The organism is Bordetella tumbae (genome assembly GCF_965139195.1).
GTDB lineage: Bacteria > Pseudomonadota > Gammaproteobacteria > Burkholderiales > Burkholderiaceae_B > Bordetella_A > Bordetella_A tumbae.
The window spans coordinates 13,715-34,199 of record NZ_CBCSJH010000018.1 but is presented as its reverse complement, the minus strand read 5'-3'; the positions used below and the strand labels follow the sequence as shown (position 1 = coordinate 34,199).

Genomic DNA, 20,485 nt, shown 5'->3' with positions numbered 1-20,485 from the left:
TCTTCCACAACACATAAAAAATGTTGAAAATATTTCTTATGGTTATAAAAGCGCGTGTGCTGGCGCCACCCCTGAGGCCTAAACGGTTATCTGCTTGAGCTGGTGTGCAGCAGCCTTAATCCATTGGCGACAACCAAGAGGCTGGCGCCCACGTCGGCGAATACGGCCATCCACAGCGTGGCGTGGCCGGTGGCGGCCAGCACCAGGAATACGGCCTTGATACCGAGGGCCAGGATGATGTTCTGCATGAGGATACGGTGTGTGGCGCGCGACAAGCGTACGAACTGCGAGATTTTGCGCAGATCGTCGTCCATCAGGGCCACGTCGGCCGTCTCGATGGCAGTGCCGGTGCCTGCGGCGCCCATGGCAAAACCGATGTTGGCGCGGGCGAGCGCAGGGGCATCGTTGATGCCGTCGCCGACCATGCCGACCTGGCCGCTGTCGCTGAGCTTGGCTTCGATGGCACGTTGTTTGTCTTCGGGCAGGAGGTCGCCGTGGGCCTCGTCGATGCCGGCTTGTTCGGCGATGGCACGCGCGGTGAGGCTGTTGTCCCCCGTCAGCATCAGGGTGCGCACGCCGAGCTCGTGCAAATTCGCAATGGCGGCTTTGCTGGTGGGCTTCAGGGTGTCGGCAACGGCGGCCAGGGCCAGTATCCGGGTACCGTCGGTCAGGGCAATAGCGGTTTTGCCTTGGGCCTCGTAGGTTTCGATTTGTGCCTGGATGTCTTGCGTTGCGACGTTCAATTCACGCATCAAGCGCAGGTTGCCCAAGTGCAGGGTTTGATCGCCAATACGGCCACGTACGCCACGTCCCAGCAGGGCGGCAAAATCCTGTACCTCGGGCAGGGTGGCATCGGGGTAGGTCGCGGCGTAGGCCTGGGCGATGGCGCGCGAGACCGGGTGATCGGAGCGCGCGGCCAGGCTGGCCGCCAGGCGAGCTGCGGGCGATTCGAGTGCAACGGCGAGCCCGGTGTCGGCCAGGAGGGCGGGCTGGGGGGCCGCATCGGTTGGGACCACAAAGTCCGTGCAAACCGGCTTGCCATGTGTCAGCGTGCCGGTCTTGTCCAACGCCAGCCAGGTCAGTTTGCGGCCTTGTTCGAGGTAAACGCCGCCTTTGATCAGGATGCCGCGCCGTGCGGCGGCGGTCAGGCCGCTGACGACGCTGACTGGGGTGGAAATCACCAGGGCGCAGGGGCAGGCAATGATCAGCAGGGCGAGCGCGCGGTAGATCGCCTCCATCCACGGTTGATTCATGAATAGAGGGGGGACAACGGCAATTAGGATCGCGAGCACGACCACGATCGGCGTGTAGACGCGAGAGAATCGGTCGATGAATCGCTGGGTGGGAGCGCGCGCGCCCTGGGCTTGCTCGACGGCATGAATGATGCGCGCCAATGTCGTGTTGCCTGCGGCGGCGGTGACCCGATAGTCGAATGCGCCTGTCGTGTTGACTGTGCCGGCGAACACTGTATCGCCGACGGTTTTGTCGACCGGCAGGCTCTCGCCGGTGATCGCGGCTTGGTCGATGGCGGAGGCGCCTTCGGCAATGATGCCATCGGCGGCGATTCGCTCGCCTGGACGCACGCGTACCCAGTCCTCCAGATTGAGCTCGGCCACCGGGACTTCCTTCCACGATCCATCAGGCTGGCGTGCCGTGGCTACCTGCGGGGTCAAGGCCAACAGGTCTCGTACGGCGTTGCGGGCACGGTCGAGCGCGCGGGCCTCGATGAGCTCGGCGATGTTGAACAGCACCATCACCATGGCGGCTTCGGGCCATTGGCCGATGAGGACGGCGCCAGTGACGGCAATACTCATCAAGGCGTTGATGTTGAGGTTGCCGTTACGTAGTGCGATCCAGCCTTTGCGATAGGTGCCCAGACCGCAAGTCAGAATGGCAGCCACGGCCAGGACGGCGCTGACCGCCGTGGGCAGGGAGGCAAAATGCGCAGCCTCGGACAGGAGCGCCAGTACACCGCCCGCGGCCAGCATATAGCCGGTACGCGAGGAGGGCTTTTCCGGTGGCGCTGAGCCGCCCGCATCGTCTTGGGCGAGGACTTCGGGGGTCATGTCCAGCGATTTGATGGCGCTCACGATAGGATCGAGCAGCCCATCGGCGTGAACGACAGTCAAAATGCGCTGCATCAGGTTGAAGTGAACGTCATGCACGCCCGATAGCCTGTCCAGTTTTTTGCGAATCAGCGTTTCTTCGGTGGGGCAGTCCATCTGACCGATGCGCAGCCGTGTCAGTTGCTGACCAGGGCCTGCCGTCAGGGTCGATACGCTGGCGGCCGGCGCGCCGGCGGCACAGCAACTGAGCTCGCTGCTCTCATGGGCGTGGCCGGCGTGGGCGGGTGCCTTGTCATTGCCGTGGCTGTGTGCATGATCATGGCCGCCGCAGGAGGCATGCTCGTGGGCGGTTGCGGAACCGTGCTCGTGGGCCGTTGTGGCATTGTGTTCGTGGCTGTCGCCGCAGCAGTTGCGGTGAGAGGCGGACGAATTAGGCATAGGTCAAATTCCGTCTATGTCAGGAGAGTAGAGCCTATTTCACACCCTGGAGTTACTATAGGGTCAAGCGTTTGAATTCGTGTTTGCTCTCATGTGGTGCGCAGGCTGCGCGGCAGGGGAGCCTGAAGGAGGTCCAGATGAAAATCGGTGAACTCGCCAAAGCCGCCGGCACGACGGTCGAAACCGTGCGTTATTACGAGAAAGAGGGGCTATTGCCCGAGCCAGAGCGCGGTATGAATAATTACCGCAGCTATGGCGCGCCACACCTGGAGCGGCTGCTATTGATCCGCAATTGCCGGGCGTTGGATATGACGCAGGAAGAAATTCGGACGATTCTGCAGTTGGCGGACAATCATCAAGCAGGCTGCGGCCCGATCAATGAGCTGTTTGACGCCCATATTGCCCACGTCGATGCCCGGATTACCGAGTTGATGCAGCTCAAGACGCAGTTGACCGAGATACGGCAGCGCTGTCTGTCGGCTCATCCGGATGCTGAGGACTGCGGGATTTTGCACGGCTTGTCGGAGATGCAGGTGGAAGAGCGGCCGGCGCGGCATACCCATTTGGGGTGAGTGGTTTTGCCCTGATTGATAGCCCGCGGGACGCGAGGGACGCAGGGGGGCAGCTTGTCAGCAATGCGGACCTGGGAATTCAGGGGGCGGCGCTTACCTGAGGGTATGATGAGAATGTTTCTCGACTGAGTTTTTGTCGGTGACTCGCTGGCAAACGGCTCGGGATAGCTTTTTTTATTTGATGGGTTGGACCATGACTGTTGTTTCTCCTTTGCATGCGTTGGCTTCGCGCCGTTCGATGAAGTTTCTGCGTGCGCCTGCGCCCAAGCAGGAAGAACTGGATCAGATTTTGCAGGCGGCCATGAGCGCGCCTGACCATGGCAAGCTGCGTCCCTGGCGTTTTGTGCTGATCCGCGGCGAGGCAATTGGCCGCCTGGCCGATTTGGCGCTGGACGCGGTCAAGCGCAGCGGCGATCCCCGTATGACGCCCGAGAAAGAAAAATCCGTGCGGCAATGGATGAGCGAGGTGCCGCTATTCATCGGTCTGGCGCACAAAATCGACCACGACAACCCCAAGGTGCCCGAGCAGGAACAACTGCTGGCCACGGGGGCGGCGGTGATGAATATCCTGAACGGCGTCCATGCGCTGGGCTACGGCGCGTTCTGGAGCACCGGGATGGGGACCTATCTCGAGGAGGTTCAGAACGCCCTGGGCCTGGATGCGCTGGACTACCGTTTCCTGGGATTTTTGGCGATCGGGACACCGGGGTGCGCAGTGCCGAGCGTGGAGCGGCCGGATTTCCGGGAATTCGTGACCGAATGGACCGGGTCGGTCTGATCGTCATTTAGTGTTGTGGCCAACGCGAACCGTCAGGATCGCGCCGGCCATGCCTCATCAGACCCGAAAGCACGGCCGGTCACGGTTTTTCGTGGCAGGCCCAGGCGCTAACGGCGGCCGTCGATATACGGCCGGGCTTGCAGGATCAGGATCTTGTCGCCTTGTACGGCCCATTCTATATCCTGGTCCACGTTGCCCAACCGCTGTTTGATCTGTTTGCCCACTGCTGCCAATCGCACGATCAGGGCATCGTTCAGGACCTGGCGTTCGCCGTGGATGGGGACCTCGCGGACACCGCCTGAGGCGTTTGCGACGAGTTGTGTGTCCTCTGCGGAACGGCTCAGCACCTGCACGGCTTTGGACCAGCTCGAATACATGATTTGTTCGGCCTGGCGCTTGCCTTCGACGACTTTGATCCCCAAGCCGCGTTTGGCTGAGAGATAAGTGATGTAGCGTCGCGAGGCATCAAAGGGGTCGCGCGTGATCATGACGCCCGAGCTGTCCGATGCGGCGGCCAGTTGTACCAGGACGGCCATCACGACGCTGTCATGGGGCATGCCGGCGGCGCGCCGCGCTTCGTAGGCCTCGAAGTTATAAACCGAGGCCCACACAGTCAGCACGGCCTGCGTAAACGCGTCGGCCTGGGTGACGTTGGGGACGGTGGTGTATAGGCCTGCACCGCTGAAACCAGGCAGGTCCTCGGAGTTCGAAGAACTGCGCACAAAGACGCCGCGCCCTTGTAGTTGGGTTTGCCAGCGTTGCTGCCATGTGGCGATGAGCGCCGGGTCGGGACGGGCCTGAGCGATGTCTTGGCGCAGGGAAGCCAGTTCGGTGCGGCGTACGCTGGCGTCGTTGATAAAGTCGGCGCGTTGCTCCAGCGCTGCCACGCGTTCGGGAACACGCAACTGGTGCATGAACGCCGCGTATTGCGCGAAAGGGATGCAGAATCCGTCCGGCACGCCGGCTGCGGGAGGCAAGGCTGAGGAGAGTGCGCCCAGGTTGGCCGCTTTCGCACCGCAAAACCGGCTGTCTCGCGTTTTCATGCCGGCCAGTGGTTTGATTGTTTTGACCGTGAGATCGGGTTTTGGCAGCGTTGCGTTGATAGGCTTGGGCGCGGGGGCCTGAGGTTGGGCGATACGTTGCAGCTGATAGCCGTTATGGGTGACGTTGAGTTCGACCCATTGGCCGTCATAGTCGCGCAATGTGTTCACGGCATCACGGACATAGGCGTTGGGAATGCGCCATCCCTTGGCCAGCAGATTGACGTGCGACAACACGGTCGATGGACGCTGAGTGATCAGGCCAGCGACGGGTGATAACGCGATCGGGACTTCGTCCAAGACCACAATATCGGTGGGGGCGATGTCGGGTGTGTTTTCTACGGACTGGATGATGCGTAGCTTGCCTTGTGCGCGTCCTTCGTTCAGCGGCAGGAAGGGTTGCTCGCGGATCAGGGTCTCTTGGGTCACGAACGGCAGGCCGGCCAATTGCGCGGCATGTTCGTGTTCTGTCGAATTGGTCTTGAAGCGGATAGGCGCGTAAAAGGCCGCGCGCAACGTGGTGTCGGTCAACTGCAGAAGGTCGAGCGTGAGGCGATCGCCTTCCCAGAATTCGTACGTATAGCCCGGCAGATCGCGTTGCCAACTGACTGTGCCGAACAGGAACCGGCGGTTGGGAGAGCGGTATTGGGCGTTCAGCGTGGCCTTGTCGAGGTTGCGTTGCAGGCCATGCTGGCGCACGAAGTTTTCATGCAGATCGAATCGCGGGGTATTGATGTAATAAAGCCGATTGTCGCGTTTGCGGTCGATGACGAAGATCACATGAGGGATTTCCAATGGCGTGCCGGCGTTGTAGACGCGGGCGAGCCGTTGAAAATCGGCCTCGGTACGGATCTGATTGAGAAAGGCCGGGGCGTGGTTAGGTGTTGCTGCCGCGGCTCCGCCCTTATTTGACTCGGCTGAAGCTGCGTCAGACTCGGGTGGCAGGAACTGCCGCTTGCTTTCTTCATATGAAGAGGGTTTGCGTGCGGTCTGCGCGAGGGTAACGGGGCTGGCGATCACCGCCAGCAGGGCCAGGCCAGCCGCGGCGGCTTGAACGTAGCGAATCATGGTCGTGGTGCGAATTGAGCGGAGAAGGCCGGCTAGCGATGGGCCGAGCGATGGACGGTGCTTGGGCCGCGGGACGAGATATTACCGTGATTGGGGACGGTTTATTGAGAAAAAAAGACGAGTGTCGAATACGACGAAGCCCCTGAATGCCGCCCCGGTAAAGAGCGATATAAAGGGGCCTCGGGATAAGGCAGGTTTGCAGGAAATCAGCCTTGCTGTGCCGTTTCCGTCAGGACGCGTTGGGCTTCTTCGGCGACGCGTTCGGGGGCGGTGCCGCCGACGTGTTTGCGTGCCGCTACCGAGCCTTCCAGGGTCAGCACCTGGTGGACGTCCTCGTCGATGCTGGCATGGTAGGCCTTGAGGTCGGCGGTGGACAGGTCGGCCAGGTCACAGCCGCGTTGTTCGCAATCACGCACGGCATGGGCCACGACTTCGTGCGCATCGCGGAAAGGCACGCCGCGCTTGACCAGGTAGTCGGCCAGATCGGTCGCCGTGGCAAAGCCCTGCAATGCGGCAGCGCGCATGTTGTCCGATTTGACCTTGATGCCGCCAGCCATGTCGGCAAAGATGGTCAGCGTGTCGCGCAGGGTGTCTGCGGTGTCGAACAGGCCTTCTTTGTCTTCCTGGTTGTCTTTGTTGTAGGCCAGGGGCTGGCCTTTCATCAGGGTCAGCAGGGCGACCAGATGGCCGTTGACGCGTCCGGTCTTGCCACGTGCCAGCTCGGGGACGTCGGGGTTTTTCTTTTGCGGCATGATCGAGCTGCCGGTGCAGAAACGGTCGGCCAGGTCGATGAAGCCCACGCGCGGGCTCATCCAGAGGACCAGTTCCTCGGACAGGCGCGAGACGTGCGTCATGATCAGCGCGCCCGCGGCGCAGAATTCGATGGCAAAGTCGCGGTCGGATACGGCGTCCAGCGAGTTGCGGCAGACGCCGTCAAAGCCGAGCGTCTTGGCCACGCGCTCGCGATCGATCGGGAACGAGGTGCCGGCGAGGGCCGCTGCGCCCAGCGGCAGGCGATTGACGCGGCGGCGGCAGTCGGCCAGGCGCTCGGTGTCGCGGCCGAACATCTCGGCGTAGGCGAGCAGATGGTGGCCGAATGTGACGGGCTGGGCGACTTGCAGATGGGTAAAGCCGGGCATGATGGTGCCGGCGTGTTCCAGGGCGACGGTGGCCAGCGCATGGCGCAGTTGGCGCAGCAAGTCGATCAGGGTGTCGATTTCGGCGCGCAACCACAGGCGGATGTCGGTCGCGACCTGGTCGTTACGCGAACGGCCGGTATGCAGGCGCTTGCCGGCATCGCCCACCAACTCGACCAGGCGTTTTTCGATGTTCAGGTGGACGTCTTCGAGATCGAGCAGCCATTGGAAGCTGCCGGCGTCGATTTCGGACAGGATCTGGGTCATGCCGCGCTGGATATCGGCCAGGTCCTGGGCGTTGATGATGCCCTGGGCGGCCAGCATGTCGGCGTGCGCCAGCGAACCCTGGATGTCAAAGCGCGCCAGGCGCTTGTCGAAATCCACGGACGCGGTGTAGCGTTTGACGAGATCGGAAACCGGCTCAGAGAACCGGGCGGACCAGGCTTGCGCCTTGTTGGCGAACTGGTTTTGGTCGGAGTTGGGTGTTTTTGCCATGATGGGCGGGATTATAGAGCCAGGCCGGGGACAGCGGCTGGCGGGAATGCCCCGAATGAGGGGGACTTGTTGGATAATTTCGCCATCTGCAATGACGAGGGAGTCTAGGCTTTGGATTGGGATCGCTTGGTGGTCAGACTGGGAGAGTACGTACCCCACGAGGCTTGGGCACAGACGCTGGTAGGCATCGGCGCATTGGTCGTGACGGCGTTGATCGCGCAGTGGGTCGTGGCGCGGATCGTGCTGTTCTGCGCTCACCGGTTGCTGATTCTGACCGGGCGCGACAACTGGGACAAGGCGCTGCATCGGCGGCGGGCGTATCACAATGCCTGGTATGCCGTCCCATTTGCGGTGGTGTCATTGGGTGTGGGCCTCGTGCCGCACATGGAACGGGCTGTCAGTGTGGTCGGCCGGCTGGCGCATGCGGCGGCATGGATCTGTGTCTTTATGGCCATCGGCGGCGTGCTCAGCGCGTTGCAGGATACCTATTCGGCGACGACGAAGGCGCAAACTCGCTCTATCAAGGGTTATATCCAGATCGGCAAGCTGATGCTGGTGGCCATTTGCACCGTATTGGTGCTGTCGATTGGGCTGGATCGTTCCCCCCTGTGGATGATTTCCGGCCTGGGAGCGCTTTCTGCGGTGTTGCTGTTGGTGTTCAAGGACACCTTGCTGTCTTTTGTCGCCAGTACCCAGCTGACCTCTAACGATATGCTGCGCATCGGTGACTGGATCGAGATGCCGCAGGCCAATGCCGACGGGTTTGTGCGTGATATCGCTTTGCATACGGTCAAGGTGCAAAACTGGGACAACACCGTGACGACCGTCCCCACGTATAAGCTGTTTTCGGAAAGCTACCGCAATTACCGGCAGATGTTCGAGTCGGGCGGGCGGCGGATCAAGCGTACGCTGCGCGTCGATGCGACCTCGGTGCGCTTTCTGACCGATGACGAAGCCCAGGGGCTGATGCGATTCCGCCTGTTGCGGGATTACCTGACGGCCAAACAAACGGATCTGCAGCAAGCCAATAGCCAACTGGGCGGCGAACTGGCCCTGGTCCCCGCCAATCGCCGCCGATTGACGAATATCGGCACCTTTCGGGCGTACGCGCTGGCGTTTATCAAGCAGCATGCCGAAATTCGCCACGATATGGCCCAGATGGTGCGCATGATGGAGCCCCAGTCAGATGGGATTCCGGTTGAGGTGTATTGCTTTACGGCGCTGACGGCCTGGGTCGAGTTTGAGCGGATTCAGGGCGATATCTTTGATCATATGCTGGCGATTCTGCCTGAACTGGGCCTGCGCCTGTACCAGCAGCCCTCGGGGGCCGACGTGGGTGCCATGGGCGACGGACTGGGACGGGCAATCCAGCACGAATTGATGCGAGAGCGTGCCTTGCAGGGGCATCCGGGGTCGGCCGAGGCGGGTTGGGAGCCAGGCGGCGGCGCAGGCATGCGATAATTTTTTCCTTTTGTCTTCAACCGATTGGGAATCCCCATTTTGGAACCGTCGTCAAACCGCGTTGCCCGCGTAGGAATCGCGCAAATCAACGCTTATGTGGGTGATGTTGCCGGTAATGCCGCCCGTGTGCTCAAGGCCGCCCGCTCGGCGCATGAGCAGGGCGCCGATATTCTGGTCACGCCCGAGTTGGTACTGACGGGCTATCCGCCCGAGGATTTGCTGCTGCGGCCGCATTTTGTCGATAGCCAGGAGGCAGCGCTGGATCAGTTGCGCCAGGATGCTGCCGGTCTGACCGGACTGCATCTGGTGGTCGGCCATGTGCTGGCTGAGGGTGAAAACCTCTATAACGCGGCCACGGTGCTGTGCGAGGGGCGAGTGGTTGGGGTATATCGCAAGCGCGAATTGCCGAATTACTCGGTTTTCGACGAGCAACGCTATTTCACCGCCGCCGATGACGCGCTGGTCTTTGAGGTCAAAGGCGTGCGTTTTGGCGTCAATATCTGCGAAGACATCTGGTTCGAGGGGGCTCCCCGGGCCGCAGCGCAGGCGGGGGCGCAGGTGCTGCTGGTGCCTAATGCCTCGCCTTACAACACGGGCAAGCAGGACGAGCGTCTGCAGGTCGCGCGCCGTTGTGTGCAGGACACGGGTTGTGCGGTGATCTACGCGAATATGGTGGGCGGGCAGGACGAGCTGGTATTTGACGGCGCCTCGTTCGCCCTGGATGCCCAGGGACAATCGGCCGCCCGCCTGCCGGACTACACCGAAGGCGTGAACGTGGTCGAGGTGGACGCAGCGGGCGCGGTGCGGCCGGTGTCCGCCCATGCCGACGTCAAGCCCTATTGCCTCGAAGAACAAGTCTGGAACGCGCTGGTGCTGGGCGTGCGGGATTATCTGGGCAAAAATGGTTTTCCGGGCGCCATCATCGGGCTTTCGGGCGGGATCGACTCGGCCGTGGTGCTGGCCGTGGCGGTGGATGCGCTGGGCGCCGAAAACGTGCGTACAGTGATGATGCCGTCGCGCTATACCGCAGATATTTCCCAGACGGATGCGACCGATATGGCGCAGCGGCTGGGTGTGCAACACGACGATATTGCCATTGCCCCGGCCTTTGAGGCATTCGAGAGCATGCTGGCGCCGCAGTTTGCCGGCTTGCCCATCGATGCGACTGAGGAAAACATCCAGGCCCGTGTGCGGGGAACCCTGTTGATGGCCCTGTCGAACAAGACTGGCCGTCTGGTGCTGACTACCGGCAACAAGTCTGAGCTGACGACGGGCTATTGCACGTTGTACGGCGACATGGCTGGCGGTTTCGCGGTGATCAAGGACGTGCCGAAAACCCTGGTCTATCGACTGGCTGAGTGGCGCAACCGTGAAACCGAGGTCATCCCGCGGCGCATCATCACGCGTCCGCCTTCGGCCGAACTGCGGCCGGATCAGACCGACCAGGACAGTTTGCCGCCGTATGACATCCTGGACGGCATCATGGAGCGCTATATGGAGCGCAATGAGTCCGCAGCCGAGATTGCCGCGGCGGGTTTTCCGCAGCCGGCTGTCGAGCAGATCGTGCGTTTGATTCGCATCAACGAATACAAGCGCCGCCAGGCACCTCCGGGGCCGCGTATTACGCCGCGGGCGTTTGGCCGGGATTGGCGCTATCCTGTCACTAATGGGTTTCGGGAAACCGTTTAAGTTTTTTCTTCAGGATCAGAATAACGTGAAACAAGTCACTGCCATCATCAAGCCCTTTAAGCTCGACGAGGTGCGCGAGGCCCTCGCCGAGGTCGGCGTCAGCGGCCTGACGGTTACCGAGGTCAAGGGGTTTGGCCGCCAGAAAGGACATACCGAGTTGTACCGGGGTGCCGAATATGTGGTCGACTTCCTGCCCAAGATCCGTGTCGAGGTGGTGTTGGGCGACGAGATGGTCGAGCCCGCGATCGAGGCCATCATCAAGGCCGCCCGCACCGGCAAGATCGGCGACGGCAAGATTTTCGTCTCGCCGGTCGAACAGGCTATTCGTATCCGTACGGGTGAAAACGGTGAACAAGCCCTGTAAATGATAGGCGCCGGGGCTTGAGTGAGTCCGGTGCAGTGTCGATGCGGGGGATGAGGTCTCTCTTTCAACGCACGAGCTGATTCATATCCAGGATCGGCATCATCACAGCCAGCACGATCAGCAGCACAAAGCCGCCCATGATCAGAATCAACATGGGTTCCAACAGGGCGGTCATGGCCATGGCGCGGCGTTCCAGGTCGCGCGACAAGTTCTGCGCACCACGTTCCAGCAGTTCCGGCAGACGGCCGGTTTTCTCGCCGCTGGCAATCAGGTGAATCAACAAAGACGGAAAGACTTTTTGCGCGGCCAGCGCGGCAGCCAGCGGCGCGCCTTCGCGTACGCGTTCTGTGGCCTCGTCTACGGCGCTGCGCAGGCGATCATTGCCCAATGTACGGCGCGCGGCATTTAACGCACCCAGCAGGCTGACGCCGCTGCCGCTCAAGATCGCCAGCGTCGAGGCGAAACGTGCGACATCCACGCCCAACACGAATTTGCCAGCCAAGGGCATGCGCAGCAAGCGGGCGTGCCACGCTATGCGGCGCGCGGGCGAGCGCAATGTCAGGCGCCATAACGCAAACAGGGCGGCACATGCCACGCCGGTGACCAAGCCCCAATCGCGCACAAAATCACTGAGCGTGAGCATGACCCGTGTCAACAACGGAAGTTGCTGGTGTGCATGATCAAACGCGGTGATCACTTGTGGTACGACATAGCCCAATAGGAATGCCACGATCACGACAGATACACAGGCCACGACGACGGGGTAGATGAAAGCCGTCATCACCTTGCTGCGCAGGGCATTGCGTTCTTCGATGTAGTCGGCGAGTTTTTCCATGACCTGCGCCAGATCACCGGACTCTTCGCCGGCGGCAACCAGCGCCCGATAAATTTCGGGAAAGTCGCGTGGACGAGTGGCCAGCGCATCGGCCAAGCGGAATCCCGCGCGAACCTCGTCGCGCACGCCGGTCAGCGCGCCGGCAACGTGCCGGCTTTCGGCTTGTTCCAATGTCGCGCTGAGTGCAGCGTCCAGCGGCAGGCGGGCTGCCAGCAGACTGGACAACTGTCGAGTCAACCAGGCCAGTTCGCCATCGGACAGGCGGCGTTGCAGGACACTGGCTCCCGCAGCATGGCTCGAGGCCGCCAGGGTCGTGGACAAGGGCAGTAATCCGCGAGCACGCAGCTGGTTGCGTGCACCGCGTTCGGTTTCAGCATCGAGGGTGCCGTGGACAATCTTTCCCACCAGATCGGTGGCTTCATAGCGAAATGAGGGCATGCAAAAAGAGCCTGGAATTTCTTGAATTTATAGGCCGCCAGATTGACGCCGAATTATGACAATGGTGTTGCAGAGGTACCCCGTATACTCGGCCGCGAAATTCATTGTTGCGAGTCAGTTTTTTGCCTTCAGGAAGCGTTGCCGTAATCGAAGTAATCACATTGCCTGTCATGAAAATGTCATGTCGAAGGCGCAATGTCGGGCGTTTTGTCTCGCGGTCGGATAGCAGTGGACAGGTGGTTCGTTCATTGTTTTCAGGTGGGTTTCACCCGTTGATTTGTTGCATGTTTGTTGCTGCTGATCGTTGTCTTTTACGTTTTTAGTCACCGAGAGTTCATGCGTCGCGTTCGAAAAACTACTCTGGCCTGTCTGCTTGCCATCGCTCAACTCGCGATGCCTTTGCCGGTCGTCTACGCTCAGGCGCAGGCCACCAGTGACAAGGTGAGTTTGAATTTTGTCGATACGGATATCCCTGCCGTATTGCGTGCCTTGTCGTTGTTCACGCAGCGCAACTATCTGGTGGATCCGCGCGTCAAGGGCAAGTTGACGCTGGTGTCGGACCGTCCCGTTGATCGTACGACCGCGCTGAATATGTTGGCGGGTTCCTTGCGTATGCAGGGCTATGCCATCGTGGAGGTCGACGGCGTGACGCGTGTGGTGCCGGAGTCCGATGCCAAACTGCAGGGCAGCCCGGTCGTCACCGATGCACTGCGTCGCACGGGTTCGCTTGCGCCCGTGTCCGTGGCGGAGTTTGCGCGCGGGGCGCAACGCAGTGAGATCGTGACACGCGTGTTTTCGTTGAAGTACGAGAACGCTGCGAATCTATTGCCGGTGCTGCGTCCCTTGGTGCCGCCCAACAACCCCATCAATGCTTATCCCGGCAACAATACGCTGGTCGTGACGGATTACGCGGACAATCTGGACCGCATCGCCCAGGTGATCGCGCGGGTGGATGTACCCAGTGCGATCGATACCGACGTCGTGGCCGTGCGATATGGCGTGGCGAGCGATCTGGCATCGCTGGCGACACAGTTGCTGGACGCGCAGAACAGCGATCAGACGCAGCGTATATCCATGGTGGCAGATCCGCGTACGAATAGCGTGTTGATTCGCTCTGGCAGTCCGGCGCGTACTAAATTGGCACGCGATTTGATCAATAAGCTGGATTCCGAGCAGTCCCGGCCCGGCAATCTGCATGTGGTGTATCTGCGCAACGCGCAAGCAGCGCGTCTGGCTGAAGTCCTGGGCGGGTTGCTTAACAGTCAGTCTTTGAATGCGGCGAATGCCGCTAATGCGATGACCGGGCAAACGACTGCGGCGGCGGGCAGCAACACGAGCGCCAATAGCAATCGCAATAGCTCATCGCGCAATACGGCCAGCCGCACTTCGACAAGCAGCGGCTCCAGCAGCTCGTCGGGCAACTCGCTGAGCATGGATCAGATTGAACGCGATACGAGCTCATCTCAGGCCGTATCATATTCTGGCGGAGGCGCTACGATTCAGGCAGACCCGTCAACCAATACCCTCATTATTTCGGCGCCCGAGCCGCTGTATCGCAGCCTGCGCGAAGTGATCGATCAGCTGGATCAGCGTCGCGCGCAGGTGTTGGTGGAAAGCTTGATTGTCGAAGTCAACGACGAAGCGGCAGCAGAGTTCGGTATCCAGTGGATGACGGGCAGCGGCAATCTGAGTGACGGCAGCGGCTTTGTCGGCGGTACCAATCTCGGCGGCAGCGGTATCGGCACATCGTCCTCGGGCGCGACTACGATCGACCAGTTGGCAGGCGGTCTCACGCTGGGGGTGGTCAAGGGCACTGTGGATGTGTTGGGCAATGAACTCATCAATCTGGGCGTATTGGCGCGGGCGTTGAACGATACGGGTAAAGCCAACATCCTCTCCACGCCAAATCTGCTGACCTTGGACAACGAGTCTGCCAGCATTCTGGTCGGGCAGACTGTGCCGTTCGTGACGGGACAATACGTGACCTCTGGCAGCGACGGCAGCAGCAATCCGTTTCAAACGATCGAGCGCGAAGATGTCGGCCTGAAACTCAATATCCGTCCGCAGATTTCCGAAGGCGGCACGGTGAAGCTGGACATTTATCAAGAGGTCAGCAGCATTGACCAAGCGAGCTCCAGCGAGACCACGGGTATCGTCACGAACAAGCGTGCCATCGATACCAGCGTGCTTGTCGACGATGGCCAGATCATTGTGCTGGGGGGCTTGCTGGAGGATAGCGTCACGACGACGACCAGCGCCGTGCCGGGCTTGAGCGAGATTCCCATCTTGGGTGCATTGTTCCGCTATGACTCGCGTTCGCGGACGAAGAAGAATCTGATGGTGTTCTTGCGGCCCTATGTGGTGCGTGACAAGCGCGACAGTGCCAATGTCACGGTCAACCGCTATGACTATATGCGCCGTTTGCAAAGTCAGGCGCAGCCCGGCAAACATTGGCTTTTGCCCGATATGCAGGCGCCGTTGCTGCCGCCGGCGAATGTGCAGGCAGTGGGTGGTGCCGATTACGACATGCGGCCAGAGGCGTTGGCTACTACGATGCGCCGTGAGCCGCCGACAACCGTGCAGACGTTTGCGGTGCGTCAGCTGCCGCAGCCGTTTGGCGGCTCGGATCCGAGCTTGCCTATTCGGGCGAGTCTGCCGCTGGGCGTCAGTATTGCGACGGATCCTTCGGCGTTGTATGCAGAAAAAGAGTCGAAAACCACCGTTCTGCAATTCGCCTCTGTCCAGGACGAGGCTGAAGCGAATCGTATCGTGCAGCGTGTACGCACGAGCGGTTTGAATGCCTATAGCCAGGTCGGCCCTGGCGGACAGGGATACGTGGTACGCACGGAATTGGCGCGCGACGCGACGACGGTCGATACCGCTGTTGCGCTGCTAAAGGAGCTGGGTTTCCGGCCCGAGCTGGTGACGCATCTGTGAACGCATATCCCTTGCCTTACAGTTGGGCCCGCGCGCAACGCGCGGTGCTGCTATTGCGTCCAGGAGCGTCGAAATTGACAACGAGCGCGCGTACCCCATCGTGGGCCATACGCGAGATCCTGCGTTGTCACGGTGACGTGCCCGTGACCGAGGTGTCAGACGATGCTCTGGAAACGTTGCTGAATGCGGCTTACAGCGATACGGCCGATGCCGCCTCTGTGATGGGGGTGGCTGAAAACGAGATCGATCTGGATCGTCTGATGCAGGATATTCCGGAGGTCGCCGATCTGCTGGAAACCCAGGACGATGCGCCCGTCATCCGTATGATTAATGCCTTGTTCGCGCAGGCGGCCCGCGATGGTGCAAGCGATATGCACATCGAGCCTTATGAGACCCATTCGGTGGTGCGCTATCGCGTAGATGGCGTTTTGCGCGATGTCGTCAGTCCGCGCAAGGCGCTGCATTCGGCGCTGATCTCGCGCATCAAGATCATGGCGCATCTCGATATCGCGGAAAAGCGTTTGCCGCAGGATGGCCGTATTGCGTTGCGCGTAGGCGGGCGCCCGATTGATGTACGGGTATCGACCTTGCCAACTGGTCACGGCGAACGTGCGGTGCTGCGTCTGCTGGATAAAGAGGCCGGGCGTCTGCAGTTGGAAAAACTGGGGATGAGCCCATCGGTGCTGGCGCAGTTGGATCAACTGATCCGCCAGCCGCACGGTATTGTGTTGGTGACAGGGCCTACGGGTAGCGGTAAAACGACGACCTTGTATGCGGCCCTGGCGCGTTTGGATGCGTCGACGAGCAATATTCTGACGGTGGAGGATCCCATCGAATATGACTTGCCCGGCATAAGTCAGACGCAAGTCAACGCCAAGATCGATATGACATTTGCACTGGCGCTGCGTGCGATTTTGCGCCAAGACCCGGATGTGATCATGATCGGTGAAATCCGGGATCTGGAAACGGCGCAGATTGCAGTGCAGGCGTCATTGACGGGGCACTTGGTGCTGGCGACGCTGCATACGAACGATGCGACCTCGGCGGTGACGCGTCTGGTCGATATGGGTGTCGAGCCGTTCTTGCTGGCATCGTCGTTGCTAGGGGTGCTGGCTCAGCGTTTGGTGCGCAAGCTGTGCCCGGAGTGCCGCGCACCGGAAACGCTACCTGATGGAAAGGTCGTGTATCGGCCGGTCGGTTGCGAGGCGTGCAATCACACCGGGTACAGTGGGCGGTCGGGGATCCACGAACTCTTTACCGTGGACGACGACGTACGCCATTTGATTCACGAAGGGCGTGATGAGCAGGCCATACGCAAGCAGGCTTTATGCAATGGGATGCGGACGCTGCGCGATGATGGGCAGCGTTGGGTGGATGCGGGCGCCACCTCGCCTGAGGAAATCTTGCGCGTGACGCGCGAGTCGTAGCCGGGAGTCATGACGCGTGCGCGTTGCGACTGATGCGTATGCAGCGTGCCGATTTTCCTGGCAGGCGCCGAGGCAGGGCTGTCAGCTCAGGCGAGGTTGAAGTTTGGGCGTCTCGCGCACACGCGCCAGGCTCAGATAAACCTGTTCGGTCTGCCGGGAAAATGCTTCGACACTGAATTCCTCAATGCTTTTGCGCCGTGCAGCGTGGCCCATGGCTTTAAGGTCGATAGGGCCTTGCAATACGTCTCTCATCACTGCAGCCACGGCCTGTGGATCGCGGCGAGGAACAATCCAACCATCGCTGCCGGACGTAATGTTTTCCGGCAGGCCAGCTTGATCGGACACGATGACGGGCAAGCCCATCGCCATCATCTCGCGGCACGCAAACGAAATGGTCTCGACACGGTACGACAAGACAAAGCCGAGATCCAGCGCCGCCAGGAAAGGCCTGACATCATCCAACGGTCCAGTGAAAATGACGCGATCCGCCAATCCTGTAGCGTCCAAGGCCTGCATTTGCTCAGCGTTTGGATAGGCGCCAGCCAGTGCCACGTATACGCCTTTGGCCTGTTCTCCCAGCACGGCGAGACCTTGCACCATATCCATCCAGCCTTTGTAGTCATTGGTGCCGGCATTGCTGCCTACCAGCAGCCGGCAATCGGCCGCGCGCGACCCTAGCAAGGCCTGCCTGGCCGCCTGCGCCTGGTTCGTAGAGTAGGGCTGGAAGCGCTGCCCACATACGCCATTGGCAATGATGCTGATAGGCAGGCGAGTGTAAGGTGATTGGCGCAGCATGGGCTCGATGTAGCGGCACACTCCGATCACATGGTCGGTGCCGAGGCGGGCACGCAGCGCGGCACCGATCGTCGAGATGGGCAGATCGTTATGTTTGGTAAAAACGATGCGAGGCCGTTTGCGGCCCAGGCCCGCGCAAGCGTGCACCACCGTGCGATGATCAGCCGAGCCGTTGACGTGAATAACGTCGATCTGCTGTTCCCGAATAATGCGTCGCAGTTGAGAGGCGGCCCGCAGGCGCTTGAAAAAACGGCTGGGATATTCTTGTGCGACGACTCGCACATTGGATATATCGCTCGCCATGCGCGCCAGGCCACATCCATCAGGAACAGCCACGACGAGATTGTGGTGTGAGGCCAGGGCGCGCAGCAGCGACAGGATATAGATCGAATGGCCACCGATGGTCGCCGCTGCGTGGAAATTCGTGTACAGGATATTCATGGAAATTGCCAAAACGCCGCCGGCGGCGAGGTATCTTGAAGCTGCATCGTAGAGACGACGGTTGCGTCGATAAAGACGTCTGTTGGCAAGCTGCTTGCCATATCGTCACGTATGAATGCTCGTATTCGAGCAGTGACTTATTGTTCGGACAGAGATGCCATCCCGCCGGACGATATTGGGCTTTCCTTGACCGTATTCGAGAAACCTCAGGCTAGCATTGTGCGTTGCGGCATATGCGGAGTTTTACAGGTCCTAACACACGTTTTTTTTAGACAGAAAAAGTGCTTCTTATCACCGGGTAATGGGGTGAATCGTTATCAAAAGTAAACAAGGCGATTCCTGTTCACCTGAGCGGCCTGCGATCTAGCGCGGCGTGCCAAACCGGCTTTGGCCTTTGGTAACGGGGCCTAGCGCGCTGAGCAGACCAGTCAGCGCTGCGCGTTGGGCGTCGGTAGCACTGTCGGCGGGCTCTGCTGTGCCTTGCAGGCGTATACGGCCTTTTTGCCACTGGCCTTGGCCGTTGATGAGCAGAGCGCCAGAGTCCGTGCTTAGCGTGAATTGGGCATTGCCGTCTTTGGCATTGATTTGCAGGCGATAGTCGCCCAGGGGGCGTACGTGAGATAGCGCGGACCCAGCTTGTGTCCAGCGACCGGTAGCGAGATTGCCGCTTTGCGGCACGTGACCCATGATAAAGCTCTGCCATTCGAGACTGATCTGGCCCGCGGGGGCAATCGTGTTCAGCGGTGCGCCAAACGCGGTCAGGACGCTGGCGGGTGCGCGTAGGTTCTGAGCGGACACCTTCATGCCCGACCAGCTGGGCTGGACGCGGACGGGGCCTCGCAGCCAGGGATGGGAAATCTCAAGCGCACCGTTATTCCATTGCCAGTTCGCGGGTTGGGGCAGCAGATATCGTGCGCCATCGGGCCCGAGCGCGATTTGCGCGCTGCCGCGCCAGACGGTGCCGCTGGCGTCAGCAATGGCAGCCATGGCGTTGTCAGGCAGGGCCAGCATCAGCCAGCGTGCGGGCAGGACGAATAGCGCGGCAACGATGGCGCTGCAGAGCGCCAGGATGGTCAGCGGCACCGAGATGAATGAAGGAAGTGACAGGCGCATCAGGAAAGGCTTGGGCGTGGAATGTCCGTGGTCTGGCAACGGAGGCGGGTTCAAATCACGTGCGCGGTTCGCACACGTTTGCGAGAGTCAACAGCGATGACGTCAAGCATGCAGCTCGACGCATCGTGGTGAGGTGATCAGGGGCCGAAGGCCTCACGATGGCGAGGCCGGCAGCAATATCAATGTGCCGCTCAGGCGGCCTGGCAGGCGGCGGCCCGTGACGTGCAGGGCACGCCTGAGCTCGGCTTTGGCCACGGACAGGCGCCAATCGCGGGCGGAGGTATCCAACCACCGGAACAAGGCGGATGAGGACGCTTCGTTCAGCGTCAGTGTGATGGCCTGGCGAGTGGCCAGATCCTGGCTGCTGTAGGTTTGCGAGGTCTGGCCATTGCTGCTGCTCAACACCGAAGCGGCAGGTGCCTCGGACAAGGACCAGCTCTCCTCGTTTAACCCTTCGCGTTTGAGGCTGGTGCCGAGCTCCTCGATCGAAGGCGCGCCTTCGCTAGCGCCGTGGTTGCCTTGGCGTCTCAGGGCACGGACTTGAGCCGTCAGGTCGGATACGGTGGCGGCTTGTGTGCGCAGCTCTGGCAGTTGCTGTTGGGCACGTGTCATGGTCGTCCATGCCGGCTCGATCAGGACCAGAAAAATCAGCGCAACGCCTATCACGCCACCGGCTATGGCCAATAAACGTTGCTCTCGACGCGGCCGTTGGCGGTACCAGGATTCGGCTCGGCCATACCAGGTCGAACCGCGACGGACCCAGGGGGCCAGGGAATTACGGAGGGAATCGGAAACACTCATTGTTCGGCTCGGGTGATACGCCAGGCGCCTTTGTCGTCGCGCTCGACGCGCGCGCCCAAGGCAGAGGCGCGCTGCAAAATGGCAGCGGTGTCGGCCACGCGGTCTGCCGCAGTGGTTTTTACGTCGCCGGGCCGGGAATTCGAGGCCGAAGCCGGGCGTCCGGATTCCCGCGCGGCTGCTTTGATGCCGGGTGGCGGAGCATTGCCGAGTTCGTTCGCGGGTGGCGATCCAGACTCGCTCTGACTGCTGTCTTGCGACCCGTCGTCCAACGTCAAGGTCAGTGCGTCATTCTGGTAGGCGAGCAGGTCCACCGCATCCGCGGCAAATGGCAAGACCTGGGCGGCAATGCGGGCCAGCGACAACAGGTCTTTGCCCGAGGTGTCTCCCTGTCCTGTACGCAGGGCATCGCGGCCCTGTTGTGCTTGACGAACGGGGTCGAGCACAACAGGGATGTCGGGGAATGCGTCGCGCACGTCGCGCTCCATGTGTTGCCGCAGTTGCTGCGTCTCGTGCTCCAGTTGAGCGGCGTAAATGTTCAAGCCGACGATCCAGATCAGCGCCGCGCCTGCGATCCATGCCGCGGGGGNGATC

At 61.0% G+C, this 20,485-nt stretch carries 15 protein-coding genes; 7 read left to right on the top strand and 8 right to left on the bottom strand.

Features of this window, described 5'->3' with window-relative positions; genetic code table 11:
• Positions 1 to 86: 86 nt before the first annotated feature.
• Positions 87 to 2,504, bottom strand: coding sequence for a heavy metal translocating P-type ATPase (locus ACNA0J_RS18005; RefSeq protein WP_415820222.1), 2,418 nt, complete (start codon positions 2,502 to 2,504; stop codon positions 87 to 89).
• Positions 2,505 to 2,641: 137 nt separating this feature from the next.
• Between ACNA0J_RS18005 and cadR the strand changes: the two genes are divergently transcribed.
• Complete coding sequence (gene cadR / locus ACNA0J_RS18000; protein WP_094820941.1) at positions 2,642 to 3,076, top strand: Cd(II)/Pb(II)-responsive transcriptional regulator; 435 nt, start codon at positions 2,642 to 2,644, stop codon at positions 3,074 to 3,076.
• Positions 3,077 to 3,269: 193 nt separating this feature from the next.
• Positions 3,270 to 3,854, top strand: a complete 585-nt coding sequence (locus ACNA0J_RS17995; protein WP_415820221.1) for a nitroreductase family protein — start codon at positions 3,270 to 3,272, stop codon at positions 3,852 to 3,854.
• Positions 3,855 to 3,961: 107 nt separating this feature from the next.
• On the opposite strand, the gene ACNA0J_RS17990 is transcribed toward ACNA0J_RS17995, so the two are convergent.
• Complete coding sequence (locus ACNA0J_RS17990) at positions 3,962 to 5,962, bottom strand: PEP/pyruvate-binding domain-containing protein (protein WP_415820220.1); 2,001 nt, start codon at positions 5,960 to 5,962, stop codon at positions 3,962 to 3,964.
• Between the two features lie 206 nt (positions 5,963 to 6,168).
• Positions 6,169 to 7,593 (bottom strand): argininosuccinate lyase, encoded by a 1,425-nt coding sequence (gene argH / locus ACNA0J_RS17985; RefSeq protein ID WP_415820219.1) that lies wholly within the window; start codon positions 7,591 to 7,593, stop codon positions 6,169 to 6,171.
• Between the two features lie 111 nt (positions 7,594 to 7,704).
• Between argH and ACNA0J_RS17980 the strand changes: the two genes are divergently transcribed.
• From ACNA0J_RS17980 to ACNA0J_RS17970, 3 genes are read left to right on the top strand one after another with little or no spacing between them, the layout of a single operon-like run.
• The gene (locus tag ACNA0J_RS17980; protein WP_415820218.1) at positions 7,705 to 9,054 is read left to right on the top strand and encodes a mechanosensitive ion channel family protein; all 1,350 of its coding nucleotides are present in this window, start codon (positions 7,705 to 7,707) and stop codon (positions 9,052 to 9,054) included.
• A 39-nt stretch (positions 9,055 to 9,093) separates the two neighbouring features.
• On the top strand, positions 9,094 to 10,743 hold the full coding sequence (locus ACNA0J_RS17975; protein WP_415820217.1) for an NAD+ synthase: 1,650 nt from the start codon (positions 9,094 to 9,096) through the stop codon (positions 10,741 to 10,743).
• 25 nt (positions 10,744 to 10,768) lie between these two features.
• On the top strand, positions 10,769 to 11,107 hold the full coding sequence (locus ACNA0J_RS17970; protein ID WP_094838362.1) for a P-II family nitrogen regulator: 339 nt from the start codon (positions 10,769 to 10,771) through the stop codon (positions 11,105 to 11,107).
• 64 nt (positions 11,108 to 11,171) lie between these two features.
• Here ACNA0J_RS17970 and gspF read toward each other — a convergent pair whose 3' ends face one another.
• Entirely contained in the window at positions 11,172 to 12,380 is a 1,209-nt protein-coding gene (gene gspF / locus ACNA0J_RS17965) for a type II secretion system inner membrane protein GspF (protein ID WP_415820216.1), read from the bottom strand.
• 336 nt (positions 12,381 to 12,716) lie between these two features.
• Between gspF and gspD the strand changes: the two genes are divergently transcribed.
• The gene (gene gspD / locus ACNA0J_RS17960; RefSeq protein ID WP_415820215.1) at positions 12,717 to 15,317 is read left to right on the top strand and encodes a type II secretion system secretin GspD; all 2,601 of its coding nucleotides are present in this window, start codon (positions 12,717 to 12,719) and stop codon (positions 15,315 to 15,317) included.
• Positions 15,314 to 16,744: a type II secretion system ATPase GspE gene (gspE, locus tag ACNA0J_RS17955; protein ID WP_415820214.1), complete on the top strand. Its 1,431-nt coding sequence runs from the start codon at positions 15,314 to 15,316 to the stop codon at positions 16,742 to 16,744. The genes gspD and gspE overlap by 4 nt, the downstream gene beginning before the upstream one ends.
• Positions 16,745 to 16,825: 81 nt before the next feature.
• Here the strand turns inward: gspE and ACNA0J_RS17950 are convergent, their stop codons facing one another.
• The 4 genes from ACNA0J_RS17950 to ACNA0J_RS17935 all read right to left on the bottom strand — a co-directional run bounded on the left by ACNA0J_RS17950 (position 16,826) and on the right by ACNA0J_RS17935 (position 20,433).
• Complete coding sequence (locus ACNA0J_RS17950; RefSeq protein ID WP_415820213.1) at positions 16,826 to 17,980, bottom strand: glycosyltransferase; 1,155 nt, start codon at positions 17,978 to 17,980, stop codon at positions 16,826 to 16,828.
• Positions 17,981 to 18,343: 363 nt separating this feature from the next.
• Positions 18,344 to 19,093, bottom strand: coding sequence for a type II secretion system protein N (gspN, locus tag ACNA0J_RS17945; RefSeq protein ID WP_415820212.1), 750 nt, complete (start codon positions 19,091 to 19,093; stop codon positions 18,344 to 18,346).
• 153 nt (positions 19,094 to 19,246) lie between these two features.
• On the bottom strand, positions 19,247 to 19,894 hold the full coding sequence (gene gspM, locus ACNA0J_RS17940) for a type II secretion system protein GspM (protein ID WP_415820211.1): 648 nt from the start codon (positions 19,892 to 19,894) through the stop codon (positions 19,247 to 19,249).
• Positions 19,891 to 20,433, bottom strand: a complete 543-nt coding sequence (locus ACNA0J_RS17935) for a GspL/Epsl periplasmic domain-containing protein (protein WP_415820291.1) — start codon at positions 20,431 to 20,433, stop codon at positions 19,891 to 19,893. Before ACNA0J_RS17935 ends, gspM begins: the two co-directional genes overlap by 4 nt.
• Positions 20,434 to 20,485: the final 52 nt, after the last annotated feature.

Excerpts from the sequence above, each read along its gene's own strand:
- ACNA0J_RS18005 (WP_415820222.1), bottom strand. The coding sequence starts at position 2,504 with ATGCCTAATTCGTCCGCCTCTCACCGCAACTGCTGCGGCGACAGCCAC.
- cadR (WP_094820941.1), top strand. The coding sequence starts at position 2,642 with ATGAAAATCGGTGAACTCGCCAAAGCCGCCGGCACGACGGTCGAAACC.
- ACNA0J_RS17995 (WP_415820221.1), top strand. The coding sequence starts at position 3,270 with ATGACTGTTGTTTCTCCTTTGCATGCGTTGGCTTCGCGCCGTTCGATG.
- ACNA0J_RS17990 (WP_415820220.1), bottom strand. The coding sequence starts at position 5,962 with ATGATTCGCTACGTTCAAGCCGCCGCGGCTGGCCTGGCCCTGCTGGCG.
- argH (WP_415820219.1), bottom strand. The coding sequence starts at position 7,593 with ATGGCAAAAACACCCAACTCCGACCAAAACCAGTTCGCCAACAAGGCG.
- gspF (WP_415820216.1), bottom strand. The coding sequence starts at position 12,380 with ATGCCCTCATTTCGCTATGAAGCCACCGATCTGGTGGGAAAGATTGTC.
- gspD (WP_415820215.1), top strand. The coding sequence starts at position 12,717 with ATGCGTCGCGTTCGAAAAACTACTCTGGCCTGTCTGCTTGCCATCGCT.
- ACNA0J_RS17950 (WP_415820213.1), bottom strand. The coding sequence starts at position 17,980 with ATGAATATCCTGTACACGAATTTCCACGCAGCGGCGACCATCGGTGGC.
- gspN (WP_415820212.1), bottom strand. The coding sequence starts at position 19,093 with ATGCGCCTGTCACTTCCTTCATTCATCTCGGTGCCGCTGACCATCCTG.
- gspM (WP_415820211.1), bottom strand. The coding sequence starts at position 19,894 with ATGAGTGTTTCCGATTCCCTCCGTAATTCCCTGGCCCCCTGGGTCCGT.